11 protein-coding genes are annotated in these 15,127 nt (G+C 65.0%); 2 read left to right on the top strand and 9 right to left on the bottom strand.

Annotated features, from left to right (window positions below; genetic code table 11):
• Positions 1-21: 21 nt before the first annotated feature.
• The 5 genes from QMK33_RS12105 to QMK33_RS12085 form a co-directional block, all read right to left on the bottom strand.
• A complete protein-coding gene (locus QMK33_RS12105) occupies positions 22-2,322 on the bottom strand; it encodes a GH92 family glycosyl hydrolase (protein ID WP_283564848.1) in 2,301 nt (766 codons plus the stop codon).
• 40 nt (positions 2,323-2,362) lie between these two features.
• Positions 2,363-2,992, bottom strand: a complete 630-nt coding sequence (locus QMK33_RS12100; RefSeq protein ID WP_283564847.1) for a hypothetical protein — start codon at positions 2,990-2,992, stop codon at positions 2,363-2,365.
• Between the two features lie 57 nt (positions 2,993-3,049).
• On the bottom strand, positions 3,050-4,408 hold the full coding sequence (locus tag QMK33_RS12095; RefSeq protein ID WP_283564846.1) for an MFS transporter: 1,359 nt from the start codon (positions 4,406-4,408) through the stop codon (positions 3,050-3,052).
• Between the two features lie 268 nt (positions 4,409-4,676).
• Positions 4,677-6,248, bottom strand: a complete 1,572-nt coding sequence (locus QMK33_RS12090) for an ABC transporter permease/substrate-binding protein (RefSeq protein ID WP_283564845.1) — start codon at positions 6,246-6,248, stop codon at positions 4,677-4,679.
• Between the two features lie 193 nt (positions 6,249-6,441).
• Complete coding sequence (locus QMK33_RS12085) at positions 6,442-7,086, bottom strand: chloramphenicol acetyltransferase (protein WP_283564844.1); 645 nt, start codon at positions 7,084-7,086, stop codon at positions 6,442-6,444.
• A 57-nt stretch (positions 7,087-7,143) separates the two neighbouring features.
• Here QMK33_RS12085 and QMK33_RS12080 point away from each other — a divergent pair, with 57 nt between their 5' ends.
• The gene (locus QMK33_RS12080) at positions 7,144-7,854 is read left to right on the top strand and encodes an HAD family hydrolase (RefSeq protein ID WP_283564843.1); all 711 of its coding nucleotides are present in this window, start codon (positions 7,144-7,146) and stop codon (positions 7,852-7,854) included.
• A gap of 97 nt (positions 7,855-7,951) precedes the next feature.
• Here QMK33_RS12080 and QMK33_RS12075 read toward each other — a convergent pair whose 3' ends face one another.
• The 3 genes from QMK33_RS12075 to QMK33_RS12065 all read right to left on the bottom strand — a co-directional run bounded on the left by QMK33_RS12075 (position 7,952) and on the right by QMK33_RS12065 (position 11,920).
• Positions 7,952-9,310: a Gfo/Idh/MocA family protein gene (locus QMK33_RS12075; RefSeq protein WP_283564842.1), complete on the bottom strand. Its 1,359-nt coding sequence runs from the start codon at positions 9,308-9,310 to the stop codon at positions 7,952-7,954.
• Between the two features lie 75 nt (positions 9,311-9,385).
• Positions 9,386-10,795, bottom strand: a complete 1,410-nt coding sequence (locus tag QMK33_RS12070) for a 3-keto-disaccharide hydrolase (protein ID WP_283564841.1) — start codon at positions 10,793-10,795, stop codon at positions 9,386-9,388.
• A 159-nt stretch (positions 10,796-10,954) separates the two neighbouring features.
• Complete coding sequence (locus QMK33_RS12065; protein WP_349361736.1) at positions 10,955-11,920, bottom strand: ATP-binding cassette domain-containing protein; 966 nt, start codon at positions 11,918-11,920, stop codon at positions 10,955-10,957.
• A 107-nt stretch (positions 11,921-12,027) separates the two neighbouring features.
• Here QMK33_RS12065 and QMK33_RS12060 point away from each other — a divergent pair, with 107 nt between their 5' ends.
• Positions 12,028-12,573 (top strand): SMI1/KNR4 family protein, encoded by a 546-nt coding sequence (locus QMK33_RS12060; RefSeq protein ID WP_283564840.1) that lies wholly within the window; start codon positions 12,028-12,030, stop codon positions 12,571-12,573.
• A 138-nt stretch (positions 12,574-12,711) separates the two neighbouring features.
• On the opposite strand, the gene QMK33_RS12055 is transcribed toward QMK33_RS12060, so the two are convergent.
• The gene (locus tag QMK33_RS12055; RefSeq protein WP_283564839.1) at positions 12,712-15,114 is read right to left on the bottom strand and encodes an RCC1 domain-containing protein; all 2,403 of its coding nucleotides are present in this window, start codon (positions 15,112-15,114) and stop codon (positions 12,712-12,714) included.
• Between the last annotated feature and the right edge of the window lie 13 nt (positions 15,115-15,127).

Genomic DNA, 15,127 nt, shown 5'->3' with positions numbered 1-15,127 from the left:
CTTACACAATCAGCCCTATTACTATTTCCGCGCCGGCCGGCTGCCCATCACAAACTCCAGCGTGCCGCCCTGGCGCACCTCGCTTACTGGCAAAAACGGCCGCGCCAGCAGCTTGCCATTCAGCCGGGCCGACTGCACGTAGACGTTCTTATCGCTCTGGTTCTTAACGGTAATCACGAATTGTTTGCCCTCGCCGACTTGCAGCGTGGCCCCGTGCACGGCGGGGCTGCCGAGCGCGTACTCGCCCGAGGCGGGGGCGACGGGGTAGAAGCCCAGGGCCGAGAAGATGTACCAGGCCGATAGCTGGCCGCAGTCGTCGTTACCGCCGAGGCCGTCGGGGCCCTGGTGATACATCTTGTTGAGAATCATGCGGATGCGGGGCTGGGTTTTCCAGGGCTGGTTGGTCCAGTTGTATAGGTAGGCGGCGTGGTGGGCGGGCTCGTTGCCGTGCACGTAGTTACCGATGATGCCGTCGCGGGTGATGTCCTCGGTTTCGGCGAAGAACTTGTCGGGCAGGTGAATGGTGAAGAGCGAGTCGAGGTGGGGCACGAAGCGCTTGTTACCGCCCATTTTGGCAATGAGCGCGGCCGGGTCGTGGGGCACGTAGAGGCTGTAGTTCCAGGCGTTGCCCTCGATGTAGGCGGGGTCGCTGGTGGTCAGCACGTCAAACTTGGCCCGGAAGGTGCCGTCGGCCAAGCGCGGGCGCATGAAGCCGATGCGGGCGTCGTACACGTTTTGCCAGTTGGTGGCGCGCTGGCGAAACTCCTTTTCAATATCGGGGCGGCCCAGCTTCTTGGCGGCCTGGGCAATGCAGTAGTCGTCGAAGGCGTATTCCAGGGTTTTCGATACCGAGGCGCCGCTTTTATCCTCGGGCACGTAGCCGCGGGTCATGTACTCGCCCAGGCCGTCGTACCAGCGCTGGCGGGCGGTGGTAACGCAGGCGTCGAGGGCATGGTTTTGGTCGAAGGGGGCGTTGCCGAGCACGATGGCGTCGCAGAGCACGGGCACCGAGTGGTAGCCAATCATGCACCAGTTTTCGTTGGCGTAGTGGCTCCACACGGGCAGCATGTGCTCGGCGCTTTGGTCGAAGTGGGCCAGCATACTTTGGGCCATGTCGGCGTTGCGCTGCGGCTGCACCAGGTTATAAAGGGGGTGCAGCGCCCGGTAGGTATCCCAGAGCGAGAAGCTGGTGTAGTTGGTGAAACCCTTGGCGGTGTGAATGTTCTGGTCGAGGCCGCGGTACTGGCCGTCCACGTCCTGGTAGATGGTGGTGCCGATAAAGGCGTGGTACATAGCCGTGTAGAAGTTTTCCTTATCGACCCGGCGCGGCGAACTGACCGTGATTTTGCTCAGCTCCTGCTGCCACTGCGCCTGGCCTTTTTGTCGGTAATCGGCGAAGTTCCAGCCGGGGGCTTCGGCGCGCAGGTTGGCCAGCGCGCCGGCGGTGCTCACGGGCGAGAGGGCCAGTTTGAGCTTCACCTTATCGCCGGCCTGCATCGCCCCGAAGTCGAAGTGCAGGCGCAGCTGGTGGCCGGCGAGGTCGGGCCAGTTGTGGGCCTGGTCGAAGCGCCCCCAGAAGCCGCGGTAGGCCTCCTTCTTATCGTAGTTGCGGCTGCCGTAGGTTTTGAAGGGGCGCGAAAAGCTGAGCGCGAAGTACACCGTGCGGGTGCGGCCCCAGCCGTTGGTTTGGCGGTAGCCGGTCACGAGCGAGTCGTTTTCGACCCGCACGAACGTCCACACGTTTTTGTCGGGGTAGTTGTAAATCCCAGCCATCAAATCGAGTATGATGTGGCTTTGGTCGGCCTGCGGAAACGTGTACTGGTGCACGCCCACGCGGGTCGTGGCCGTGAGCTCGGCCAGAATATCGTGGTCGGCCAGCCGCACCTTGTAGTAGGCGGGCTCGGCCACCTCCGTGGCGTGCGAGTAGGCCGAGCGGTAGCCGCTACTCGGCTTGTCGGCGGGGCCGGGGTTCAGCTGCAACGGCCCGGTGGTGGGCATCACCAGAAAATCGCCTAAATCGGAGTGGCCCGTGCCGTTGAAGTGCGTGTGGCTGAAGCCCACGATGGTGGGGTCTTTGTACTGGTAGCCAGCGCAGTACGAATACACTTCGGGGTTATACTTGCCATTCAGCTCGTAGCTGATGGTGTCGGTATCGGGCGAGAGCTGCACCGCGCCGAAGGGCACCGTGGCCCCGGGGTAGGTGTGGCCCATGCGGGCGGTGCCCACCAGCGGGTGGGCGTACTGCACGAGGTTTTCGGGGGTGGTTTGGGCCGCAGCGGCGCAGGCCAGGAGCAGGTTGGGAGCCAGCAGGAAGTGCTTCATGCTGCCAATGTAACGCGTCGCTTCTGGCCCTGGCCCGTTTTTAGGGCGCTTCGGGAAGGGCCAGGCCGTGTTGCCGGAGCGTGAGGGCCAGGGTGTAGTGGGCGCGGCCATCGGGCTGCTGGCCCGCGGGGCGCAGGGTAGCCGTGGCCTGCCAGCGCAGCAGCTGCCCGCCGGTGGGGGGCACGGCCTGGTAGGTGGTGGCCGGGCTGCCCTGCTTCACTTCGCGCCGGAGCCGGCCGGCCGCATCCACATCGCCCACCCACTGGTGGCCAAAGTAGTAGTCGTACTCGGTGTTGAAGACCTGGTAGGGCACGGGCCCGGAATCCTTGCGGCCCACCTCGAAGCGGTAGTAGAGGGGCGACACCTCCGGCACGGCCAGCCGCACCAGAAACACGTCGGGCCGCTTGGGCCCGATGAGCACACTGGCGCTGAACGACTCCTGCGCCTGCCAGCGCACCTGGCCCGCCGAGTCGGTGCGCAGCAGCTGGCGCGGGTAGTCGTAGCGCCACACCACTACCGGCTGGTGCGCCAGCGGCTGCCCCGCCGCATCCAGGAGCTGAAGCACGGCCTCGTAGGTGACCGATTTTTGCCCCAGCGAGAAGATGAACACCAGGCTGCTGGTGGCCGCCGCTACCGCCAGGCCACCACCGATGAGTAAAAGCTTGAGCATAAGCAAGGAGAAAGAATAAAGGCTTAGTAATTAGTTAGTTAACTTATTACTAAGCCACTAGTCGCGCTGCACTTTGTAGAACTTAATGCCGTACAAGAACACCATTACGTAGCAAATAATGGGCAGGTAGTAGGCGTGGGCCACGCTCACGTTGGCCACCGGCCCCATCACGAAGCGCGGAAACAGCGCCGCGCCCACCACGCCCATCACGATGAACGACGAGGCCAACTGCTTGTGCCGGCCCAAGTCCTTGAGCCCCAGGCTATAAATAATCGGGAACATGACGCTGAAAAAGAAGTTGAGCGCAATGAGGGCCCCAAACGACACCCAGCCCCAGTGCTGCGCCACAATGACGCACATACCGATGTTGGCCAGGGCCACGAAGGCCAGCAGGCGGTTGGGGGCGATAAACTGCATGAGGTAGGTGCCCAGAAAGCGCCCCAGCATCATGCCGACCAGGCTCAGGGAGAAGAAGTAAGCCGCCACATCGTTGGCCAGGTGGGGCAGGCCGGGCACCAGGCCCACGGTGCGGCTAAAGAGGTCGCCCACCTGCCAGAACCCCTGGATGGCCGGCCCCGGCTTCAGGCCCATATAATCGGTGCCGTAGTTGATAAAATACGCCCAGGTGCCGCCCTGCGCCGCCGTGTTGAAGAGCTGCGCCACGCAGGCCCACACGAAATGCTTGTGCTGAAAGAGGCTTTTGTCGGCCACCAGGTCGGTGGGCGTTTCGTTGGGCGCTCCCAGGCGCGTTTCGGGCGTGTGCTCGGCGTTGAGCTGGGGCACTTTTACGAAGGCAAACGCCAGCCCGATGCCGGCCACCACTACGCCAATAATGGTGTAGAGCACCTTCACCGACGATAAGTCGCCGGCCGCGTGGGTGCCGCGCAGCACGAAGTAGCCCCCAATGAGCGGCCCCGACACCGCCCCAATGCCGTTGATGGCGTGCGAAAACGTGATGCGCCGGTCGGAGCTGCCCGGGTCGCCCAGGCCGTCCAGAAACGGGTGCGCCACGGCTTCGAGCGTGCCCAGGCCGCAGGCCAGCACAAACAGGGCCACCAGCAGAAACGTGAACGAGGCCGCATTGGCGGCCGGCACCATCAGAAAAGCCCCGGCGGCGTACAGGCCCAGGCCCAGGATAACGCCCTTTTGGTAGCCAAAGCGCTTCATGAACCAGCCCGCGGGCAGGCCCATCACGAAGTAGGCCCCGAAGGTGGCGGCCTGCACGTAGGCCGAGTTGGCCTTGCTCACGTGCAGCACCTGCTGAAAGTGCTTGTTGAGCACGTCGGCCATCGTCACGCCCAGGCCCCAGAGCATGAACAGCGACACCACAAAAATGAAGGTGATAATATAGCGCCGCTCGGTGAAGGGCGGCGGGCTGGCGGAGGTAGCAGGCAGTGGGGTAGTGGTGAGCGGCATAGGAGAAATTAGGAATCTGGAATTTAAGAAGGAAGAATCGAAAACTGACGCTACGCAGTGGTCAGTGCTGGCGCGGGCTTAGCGCAGCGTAGCTCGCGCCAGTACCGCTAGTACCGGCGTTAAGAAGTTGGAAGGAAGAATTAAAAACCGGTTGTCTTGGCGAACACCGCGAGGTAGCTGCCCTAGATTGGGCGCCTCACTCTCAAACGCTCAAAAAGTTTCTCCTGCCAACGCCGTAACCGCGCGATATGTTTGCCACTCTATTCCCTCACTGGGCTAAGTAGGTGCCCAGTTCCGAGATGCTGGCAATGCCCAGCTCGCCCGCCTGCTGGCCCCGCATGAGCAGGCAGTAGGTGTTGTTGAAGCCCAGCGGGGCGCGCCACTCCAGGTTGTAGCGCCGCCGAAACTCGGCCCGCACGTAGCCCAGCACCGCCGCGGGCTGGCCGCCCAGCGAGTCGAGCACCGCCGCCGAGGGTTGCAGCAGCACCTGCAAGCCGGTGCCCGTGTACTCGGGGTACAGGTCGATTTCGCCGCCGCGCAGCGCCTCAAAGCAGATGCTGGTGCCGCCAAGGCCGGTTTTGGTGGCCACCGCCAGGTCGGTATTACCCCGGATGAGGGCGGCGTACATTTCCACCAGAATGTACTGCTCGGCAAAAATCTTGGAGCCCAGCCGCACCGTGGGCGCGCCGGCCGGCAGGGGGCGCGGGGTCTTCCAGAGACCCTTGCGGCGCAACCACCTTAGGGCCACTACTTTAGGCTCAAGATGCAGGTAGTCAACCTGGTAGTTGAGCGTGGTCATGGCCGAGTCGGAGAGCTGGCCGCTGAGCTGGTCGAGCACGGGGCCCAGCTCGGGGTGGGCCGCCAGCAGTTGCGGGCGCAGCACGGGCGCGGCGTAGTACGGGGGCAGGGCGTGGCGGTCGTCGCGCAGCACGCGCAGGCCGTAGGCCCGAATGCGCCCGTCGGTGGAGTAGCCGTCGATAACATCGACGTGGGCAGCGCGGGCGGCCTCGTACACCAGGGCCGGGGCCAGCACTACATTGGGCAGGTGGGTGAGGCCGTAGGCCTTGGTGAGGCCCGGCAGGCAGTCGGCCCGGCCCACAAACTCGGGGCTGAAACCCGCCCGCAGCCGGCCGGCGGCCTGCGGCAGCCAGTAGCCGGCCGCCAGCAGGGGCAGGGCCAGCAGCAGCCCGCCGCCCACCGCCCGCAGCCGCCGGGCCGACTGCTTTTCGAGCCAGCCGAGGCCCGCATCAAAAGCCAGCGCCAGCCCCGCCGCCGGAATGGCCCCGGCCAGTATCATCACCGGGTTATTGAGGGCGATGCCGCCGAAGATGAACTCGCCCAGCCCGCCCGCCGCCACGTAGGCCGCCAGCGTGGCCACGCCCACGTTGATGACCGTGGCCGTGCGAATACCCGCCATGAGCACCGGCAGCGCCAGCGGCAGCTCCACGCGCCGCAGTACCTGGCCATCGGTAAAGCCCAGGCCCTTAGCGGCTTCCACCACGGCCGGCGGCACCCCCTGAATGCCCGCCACCGTGTTGCGGATAATGGGCAGCAGCGAATACAGCAGCAGCGCCAGAATGGCCGGCCCGGCCCCAATGCCCATCACCGGAATCAAAAACCCCAGCAGCGCAATGCTGGGCACGGTCTGGAGCACGCCCGCCACGCCCAGCACCGCCGGGGCGTAGCGCGGCCGCCGCGTGAGCCACAGCCCCACGGGCACGCCCACGGCCACGCCCAGCAGCAAGGCGGCCGCCGTAAGGGCCACGTGCTGAAGCGTTTGTTGGCCCAGCTTGCCCGCCTGCGCGTGCCAGAAGGTGAGGAGGTCGGTGAGGGTTTGCATGAGGTCTTTGCAGGATGCGAATCGTCTGTCCTTGCGAGCATGTTGCGCATCAAGCAAGGGCGCAGGGGAGCGCGGCAATCTCTCCTTCCCGGTCGGGTTACTAACTCTGATGCCGAGGACGACCAGGAAAGATTACCGCGCTCCCCTGCGCCCTTGCTTGATGCGCAACATGCTCGCAAGGACAAATTACTGATTATAAACTGGTTGTATTTCCATCCAGCCGCTGCTGGAAGGCCGCCAGAAACTGCCCCACGTGGTAGCCATCGGCCAGGGCGTGGTGCACGTTCACGGACACGGCCATGCGCTGGCCGGGGCCGTGGTCGTAGGCCTGGCCGAAGGAGATTTTGGGGGTGCTGTCGGGGTGGGTGAAGCTGCGGGCGTGGGTGAGGCCCGTGAAGCGCACCCACGGAATGGCCGAGCAGTGCAGCACGTCGGGCCGGCCGGTGCGCTCGCTCAGGCACAGGCCGCCGGCCTGCTGCACGGCCGCAATCTCGGGCTGGGCGGTGGCCAGAAACTCGGGTAGGGTGGGCTGGTATTCCAGAAACGAGAAGCCGAAGGTGTGGTCGGGCCGGCCGATGGTGGCCGAGGCGTGCACCTGGTCGTAGCAATACACCTGCCCCTGCTCGATGCGGTGGCGAAACTCCGGTACCGAGTTGGCCGCCGCCACGGCCTGGTAGAGGTAGTACAGGAAAAACGACACGCCCAGCCGCCGGGCCTCGGCGCGGGCAATGGTCACGTCCACGTCGGCCACGAGGCCAAAAAACGGTTCTTCGAAGGCGGTGAAAAAGGCGAAATGCTCGCGGCGGGGCCAGGTGGCCTGGTCAAGTAGAGTGCGCATGGGCGGCAAGTTCGGTACTTTTGGGCCTTGGCTTCCGCCGGAAGCCGGTTTTTGCCCATGCCTTCGCCTCTTTTGCCGCCGCCCCGGCTCATCGCCTTCGACGCCGACGACACCCTCTGGCCCAACCAGCCGCACTTCGACCACGTCGAAACCCAGCTTGCCGCCATTCTGGCGCGGTGCGGCGACCCGGCCCGCATTGCCAGCCACCTCTACGCGGTGCAGCGCCACAACATGCACCTGTTTGGCTACGGGGCCAAATCATTGATGCTGACCATGATAGAAACGGCCGTTCAGCTCACCGACGGGGCCGTGACGGGCGTGGAGATTCAGCAATTACTCGACCTGGGCAAGCGCCTGCTCGACTTTCCCATCGAGCCGCTGCCCGGCGTGGTAGCGGTGCTCAGCGCGCTCAAGCAGCGCGGCGCGCGCCTGATGGTGCTCACCAAGGGCGACCTGTTCGACCAGGAGAGCAAGCTGGCGCGCTCGGGCCTGGGTGATTTTTTTGACCACGTCGAAATCGTGAGCGAGAAAAACGAGGCCACCTACCGGCGCATCCTGGCCCGCCACGCCGTGGCCCCCGCCGACTTTGTGATGATTGGCAACTCGCTGAAATCGGACATTCTGCCCGTGCTGGCGCTGGGTGCGCCCGCCATCCACGTGCCCTACCACACCACCTGGATTCACGAGGAAGTGCCCGCCGCCCAGCTGGTGGGCCTGGATTTTCACCGCGTCGAATCCTTGGTGGAGGTGCTGGCTTACCTGGAATAGTGGGCTGGTTAGCACAGGGTTAGCGCCGGCCGCGGCTGCACCCAGCGCTTTTATACGAGGTAGGGTAGGGGCCGCCCGTACACACTACTGGTAAGTCCTAGGCTGTGAAGACCTTACCACCAACCATTACCTCCTGGGTTTTTTCATCGAACGTGGCTTTGAGGCCCGTGTGGGAGGCGGCGGTGGTCATGATGTTGGCGATGGAGTGGCTGTAGCCGGCTTCCACGGGGGCGTTGGGCTGCTGGCGGCTGCGCACGCACTCCATCCAGTTGCGGATGTGGTTGGAGGTGAGCTGGTCGCCGCCGGTATTGGCCGAGGTTACCACGGCCTGCGCGTCCGTGAGCTTGGTTTCGGGCAGCAGGTTGGCGGGTAGGTGCATGGCATCGGCAAACTGCTTGGTGAGGCCGCCCCGGGGCGAGATGAGGTTGGTGTTGAGGTTGAGTTCGCCGCCGTTGGAGTAATAGATTTCGGTGGGGTGCTCGTCGCCGTTGTGCATGCGCGAGCCAAACGCCACCTGAAAGCCGGTGGTGGGGTCGTTGGCCGGGCCGTAGTCGAACACCGCCGTGAGGGTGTCCCAGTTGCGGCGGCCGTCCTTCCACATGTAAATGCCGCCGTTGGCCACCACGCTGCGGGGGTGAGGCAGGCCCGTAAACCAGTGCACGGTATCAATCTGGTGGCTCATCCACTGGCCCGGCAGGCCCGATGAGTAGGGCCAGAACAAGCGGTATTCCAGGTACTTGCGCGGATCGAAGGCCTCGAAGGGCCGGTTCATCAGGTAGCGCTTCCAGTCGGTGTCGGCCTCGCGCAGCTGCGTCAGCAGCTCGGGCCGGCGCCAGCGGCCGGGCTGGTTCACGTTCCAGGTCAGCTCCACCATGGTGATGGGCCCAAACTTACCCGATTTGATAAACTGCTCGGCCGCCCGGTAGTTGGCCCCGCTGCGGCGCTGCGAGCCAATCTGCACAATCTGCTTCGAGCCCTTGATGGCCTGGAGGGCGGCCCGGTTGTCGGCCATCGTTTCGGCAAAGGGCTTCTCCACGTAGGCATCGCAGCCCGCCCGCACGGCCTCAATGGCGTGCAGCGCGTGCTGAAAATCGGCGGTGCCGATAAACACGGCATCCACGTTTTTGCTGGCGTAGAGCTCGTCGTTGTTGCGGTAGGCGGCCACGGGGTGCCCCAGTTTTTCCTGCCACAGGGCCGCGCCCTCCTCCCGGCGCTTACTCCAGATATCGGATACGCCCACTATGTCGAAGTTCAGCTCCTTGTAGTGGTTGAGAAAGCACGGCATGTGCGAGCCGCGGTGCCGGTCAGAAAAGCCCACCACGCCCACCCGCACCCGGTCGTTGGCCCCAATAATGCGCTTGTAGCTGCTCGCCGACCACACCACGCGCGGCGCCACAATGGCCGCCGCCCCGGCAAGGGCAGCCTGCTTGATAAAGAAACGACGAGGAGTTGACATAGGGTTGAGGGGTGGGATGATGGAAGGGGGTGTTGGGAGTGGAGTGGGGCGGCGCTAACGTGGGCGCCTCACCCCCTACTTCAGCTCCTTGAGCTTAATGCTGCGAAACGCTACCTCGTTGCCGTGGTCTTGCAGCAGGAGGTGGCCGGCCGGGGCCTCGCCAAAGTTGGGCCACACCTTGTATTTACTCCCGGCCACCAGGGCGCGGAACGCGGGCGAGCCGCGCTCGTATTCCAGCACCTTCACCCCGTTGAGGTAGTGCTCGACGTGGTTGTTGGGGTACACTACCACGCGGCCCGTGTTCCACTCGCCAATGGGGTGGAGGAAGCGCTCGGGTTTGGTAGCCGTTTGCAGGTCGTAGAGCGAGGCCAGCGTACGGTTGCCGTCGCGGCCCAGCTTGGCATCGGGGTGCAGGGCATCGTCGAGCACCTGGTATTCGAGGCCGATGGCCGAGCCCTGGGTTTTCTCGGCCAGCGTCACGAAGTACTTCACCCCGCTGTTGGCCCCCGGCGTCAGCTTAAAATCAAACGAGAGGTCGAAGGCCCGGTACTCGGCATCGGTAATGATGTCGCCCACGTTGGCCGCCTCCTTGCCCTGCGAGGCCTGAATGGTCATGGTGCCGCCGTCGGTTTGCCAGCCGCCGCTCGGAAAAGCGCCGCCCTTCACGCTGCGCCAGCCCTGGCTGGTTTTGCCATCGTAGAGCAGCTTCCAGCCGTGCTGCTGCTCGTAGGGCGTGAGGTAGTTGGGCACGAAGTTGACCACGTAGATATCGGCCGGAAACGGGCTGGGCTTGAGGTCGGCCGTTTGGATAATGATGTTCTTGAAATACACCTTTTTCCCCTCCTGCTCCTTGGTGGTGATGCCGTGCACTTGCAGGCCGATAAAGCCTTTGGGGTCCACGGGGTCCACCACGTAGGCCACCGGCACGTTGTTAATCCAGGTCTTCATCTCGTTGCCGAGGCACTCCACCTTCACGTGGTTGTACTGGCCGAGCTTGAAGGCCGTTTTGGCCTGCGGGTGCAAATCGAGCGGGTAGAGCCACTGGCGGCGGGCCTCGTCGTAGATGCCGCCCGACCAGCTGCGCGCCGAGGGGTCGATTTCCAGCTGCCGGCCGTACACTTTGCCCGGCTGCTCGGCCGCGTCGAAGTGGCTGCGCGTCTGCACGCCTGAGTTGCTTTCCGCGCTCTCTATCTTAATATCCAGCTCCAGGCTGAAGTCGCCGTACTCCTTCTCCGTGACCAGAAAGGTGTTGCCGGAGTTCATGACCGTGGTGCCCACGATGGCCCCGTTCTCGACCTTGTAATCGGCCGTGCCGCCCAGGCGCTTCCAGCCCGCGAGGGTTTTGCCATCGAAAAGGCGTTGCTCGGCCCGCAGGCCGTTGGCGGCGGGCACCGGAGCCGGGTAGGCCGGCCGCAGGGCCAGGGCTGGCAGCAGGGCCAGCGCACCGGCCGCCAGGCGAGCGGCGAGAGTTGCGCGGTTTTTCAAGGGTGGAACTGACTAAAATAGTGAGAATAAGGCAGAAGCGCGGAAGGGGGCCGCGCCGCGCAATATGGCACCAATAGCCCGGATTTTGTAAAAAGAGGCGTGGCCGCCCACCAAGCGGCAGGTAGAAACAGCGGCTGGCGCGGGGCTTTTATACAGCCGCTAAGTCAGAAACTGGCCGAAAGCCGCCAGCACGTTGCCGGGCGTGAGCCGGCCCGGCGTGCCCGCCAGCGCCAGGCCCGCGGGGCCGGCTTCGGCCAGCCGGGCCAGGGCTTCCTGCACGCTGGTAGTGGGGGGCAGGGCCGGGGTGCCCGCCGGCGCGGCCGGGGCGGTGACCGGCAAAAAAGGCTGCACCTCGGCCAGGGTAGTTACGCGCATCTCTAAGCCCAGCCGCTCGGCCTGGAAGAAGCTGCGCACGAAGGCGTTGGCGGGCTGGCGCAGCAGCTCGCGGGGCGGGCCCAACTGCTGAATGCGGCCATTATTGAGCAGCATAATGCGGTCGGCCAGCTCGAAGGCCTCGGCTACGTCGTGGGTCACGAGCACCACCGTTTTGCGGCGCAGCTCGTCGAGCTCCCGAAAGTCGCGGCGCACGGCGGCGCGGGTGAGCGGGTCGAGCGCCCCGAAGGGCTCATCGAGCAGCACCACGGGCGGGTCGGCGGCCAGGGCGCGGGCCAGCCCCACGCGCTGCGCCTGCCCGCCCGAGAGCTGGGCCGGCAGCACGTGGGCAAACTGCGCGGCGGGCAGGTGCAGGCGCTCGAGCAGGGCCGTGGTGCGGGCAGCCGTGGCGGCGGGCGGCTGGCCCAGTAGGCCGGGCACCAGGCCAATATTCTGAGCGACAGTGTAATGCGGCAGCAGCCCCACCTGCTGAATGACGTAGCCGATGCCGCGCCGCAGCGCCTCGGGGCGCTGCTGGCGCACATCGCGGCCGTTGATTTCGATGGTGCCGCCGTCGGGCTCGATGAGGCGGTTGAGAGTTTTGAGCAGCGTGGTTTTGCCGCAGCCGCTGGGCCCGAGCAGCACCAGGGTTTCGCCGGCGGGCACCTCAAAGCTGAGGTCATCGACGACGAGCTGCGCGCCGAAGCGCTTAGTAAGGTGGGCAACGCGAATAACGGGTGGCGGGGTAGGCAAGGGGCAGGGACTAGGTGAACGGAAGGGCGACGGCCCGGCATCAGCCATAATGATAAGCCTTGCCGCGCCATTTTTGTGTTCATTCAATCCCCTCCTGCCTACATCACATGTCGCTTTTTCAACACCTGCCCCGGCCGGCCTCGCCGGTGGCCGCCGACCTAGTGTACCTCACCACGCACCGGCTGCCCGATAACATGGGCTTTCCGCCCTCTTACCAAACGTTCGCCCGGGAGTTTGGGTGGGGCCGCCTGGGGGAGCTGTTCCTCATCTACGTGCCCCTGGGCAACTACCCCGACTCCTGGCAGGTGCGCAGCCCTTGGATTAAGGAGGGAATGGACGAGTTCTACGCAGAAATGGGATACCACCCGCTTTTTTTGGAGCCCGACGGCTATCCGGGCCTGGAGAAGTCGCTGCTGCCCTTCGCCATGAGTGAGAACGGCGAATACTTGGCCTGGGACATGAGCAAGCGCGGACCTGATGAGGAGCTGCCCATCTACGTACTGGCGTCACGCATGGGAGGTATGCGTTACGGCGGGGCCAATCTGAGTGAGTTTGTTGATAATTGCCTGGATGAGCAAAAAGTGAAGCGAGTACTGGGAACAGATTACCTGCCCTTACCACCAACTTTTGAGCCGTTGGCTTTAGTAGTATAAGCCTCAAAATTGCTGGTGCCAGTTGCCAGGCCACACAAGATACGGCGGCTTATAACCCGGTCCCGGCATTTTGAGGAAAATGGAAAAAGCCCTTACCAGAGCTGGTAAGGGCTTTAGAAGCAACGTGTGGAATGCGTCTTATTCCACTACTAAGCGCAGGGTACGCGTAGCCCCGCCCGCCGCGGCGCGCAGCAAGTAGAAGCCCGGGGCCAGCCCCGCCAGCTCGACCTCGGCCGAGGCGGTGGTGCGCACGAGGCGGCCCTGGCTGTCGAAGAGCTGGCCGACCACGGGGCCGGCGGGCAGGCCCAGCAGCTGGGCGCGGCCGTGGGCGGGGTTGGGGGCAAGCTGCCAGGTAGCGGCGGTGTTGGCTGCCTGGGTGGTGGCCAGGGCGGTAGCCGGATAAGGAATATAAATGGGCAATGGGTTGGCATTGGACCGGCCGGTTTGCCCGTTGGTATTATTGCCCCAGGCCCAGATAGCGCCATCGGTGCGGAGGGCCGCCGTATGGTAGGCACCCGCCGCCACGCCTTGCCAAGTAGCGGTGCCTACTGCCACAGGCGTGAGCTGCGGGCTGGTAGTACCCGTGCCGAGCTGGCCGTAGCCATTATTGCCCCAGGCCCAGAGGCTACCATTTTGGCGCAGGGCTACGGTGTGGTAGACCCCGGCGCTCACGCTCGCCCAGGTAGCGGCCGTACCTAGCTGCACGGGGGTCGGGTGCCCGGTCGTAGTGCCGTCGCCGAGTTGGCCAGAGTTATTATCGCCCCAGGCCCAGAGGGTGCCGTCCTGGCGCAGAGCCAAGGAGTGGAAAGTGCCGGCGGTTACGCTCGCCCAAGTGGCGGCCGTGCCTACCTGCATGGGCGTAGGCTGGGTGGTGGTGGCCGTAGCGGTACCTAGCTGGCCGTCGGTATTATCGCCCCAGGCCCAGAGGGTACCATCCTGGCGCACGGCCAGGCAGTGCCACCCACCCGCGCTCACGCTGCGCCAGGTAGTGGCGGTGCCCACTTGCTGCGGCGTGCTGCGGTTGGTAGTAGTGCCGTCGCCCAGTTGGCCGTAGGTATTGTCGCCCCAGGCCCAGAGCGTGCCGTCCTGGCGCACGGCCAGGGTATAAAAATCCCCCGCGCTCACGCTTAGCCAAGTGGTGGCGGTGCCCACTTGCACGGGGGTATTCTGATTGGTAGTAGTGCCCAGGCCCAGCTCCCCAAACTGGTTGCCACCCCAGGTCCAGAGGGTGCCGTTGGTATGGATAGCGGCCATGTGCCAACGGCCGACACTCACGCTGCGCCAGGCAGCGGTACCCACTTGGGTGGGCACTTGTTGGTTGCCGCTGGTGCCAGTGCCCAATTGGCCATTGGGATTATCGCCCCAGGTCCAGAGGGTACCATCGGGCCGCAGGCCGAGCGTACTGTTGGAGCCCGCGCCTACGCTGGCCCAGGTGGTGGCCACGGGCAGGGGTAGAAGCTGCTTGGTAAAGCCCGCGCCCAACTGGCCGTTGTTGTTGAGGCCCCAGGTCCAGAGGGTGCCATCCTGGCGTAGGGCTGCCGAGTGGCTAGCCCCCGAGCTGCTGGCTATGCTTTGCCAGGTAGCTCCGGCCCCGGCCTCCACCGGGCTAAGCTGGCTGGCAGTAGCCCCGTCGCCAAGCTGGCCCGCCCGGTTGGCGCCCCAGGCCCAGAGGGTGCCATCCTGGCGCAGGGCCAGGCCGTGCGTATCGCCGGCGGCCACGCTTTGCCAGGCAGTGGCGGTGCCCACTTGCTGCGGGGTGCTATGGCTGGTGGTAGTGCCATCGCCCAGCTGGCCAAACTGGTTGTTACCCCAGCTCCAGAGCGTGCCGTCCTGGCGCACGGCCAGGGTATACGTCTGGCCCGCGCTGGCCGTGCGCCAGGTGGCGGTGCCTACCTGCTTGGGGCTGAGCTGGTTGGCTGGATCGGGGGTGCCGGTGGCGTAGCCGTTACCCCAGGCCCAGAGGGTGCCATCGGTACGCACGCCCACGGTGTGGCTGAACCCTGCGCTCACGCTGCGCCACGTGGTAGCCACACCAATTTGCACGGGTACGAGCTGGTTGGTGGTACTGCCGTCGCCGAGCTGACCATCGTCATTGCGGCCCCAGGCCCAAAGCGTACCATCGGTACGCACCGCTACCAGGTGGCCGTAGCCAATGCTGACGCTGCGCCAGGTAGTAGCGGTGCCCACCTGCACGGGCGTATTGCGCGGGGTAGTAGTGCCATCACCGAGCTGGCCGTAGCTATTGCTGCCCCAGGCCCAGAGCGTGCCATCGGTGCGGATGGCCGCCGTGTTGAATTGCCCGGCAGCCACGCTGGCCCAGGTGGTGGCGGTGCCCACTTGCGTGGGTAGGGGCTGGTTGACAAAGCTGCCGGTGCCCAATTGCCGGCTGCCGCCGTTGCCCCAGGTCCAGAGGGTGCCGTTTGGGAAAATAGCCGCCGTGTGGTAGGCCCCCACGGCCAGTCGCTGGGCCTGCACCGGCTGGGCCCAGGCTAGTAGCAGCAGGCAGGCCCAAAGCTTAGCCAGTAAGTCAAGGTTTCGCATATGCAAAAGTGAG

It is taken from the genome of Hymenobacter sp. H14-R3 (assembly GCF_030063445.1).
In the GTDB taxonomy this organism is placed as follows: domain Bacteria; phylum Bacteroidota; class Bacteroidia; order Cytophagales; family Hymenobacteraceae; genus Hymenobacter.
This window is presented reverse-complemented; position numbering and strand designations above follow the sequence as displayed.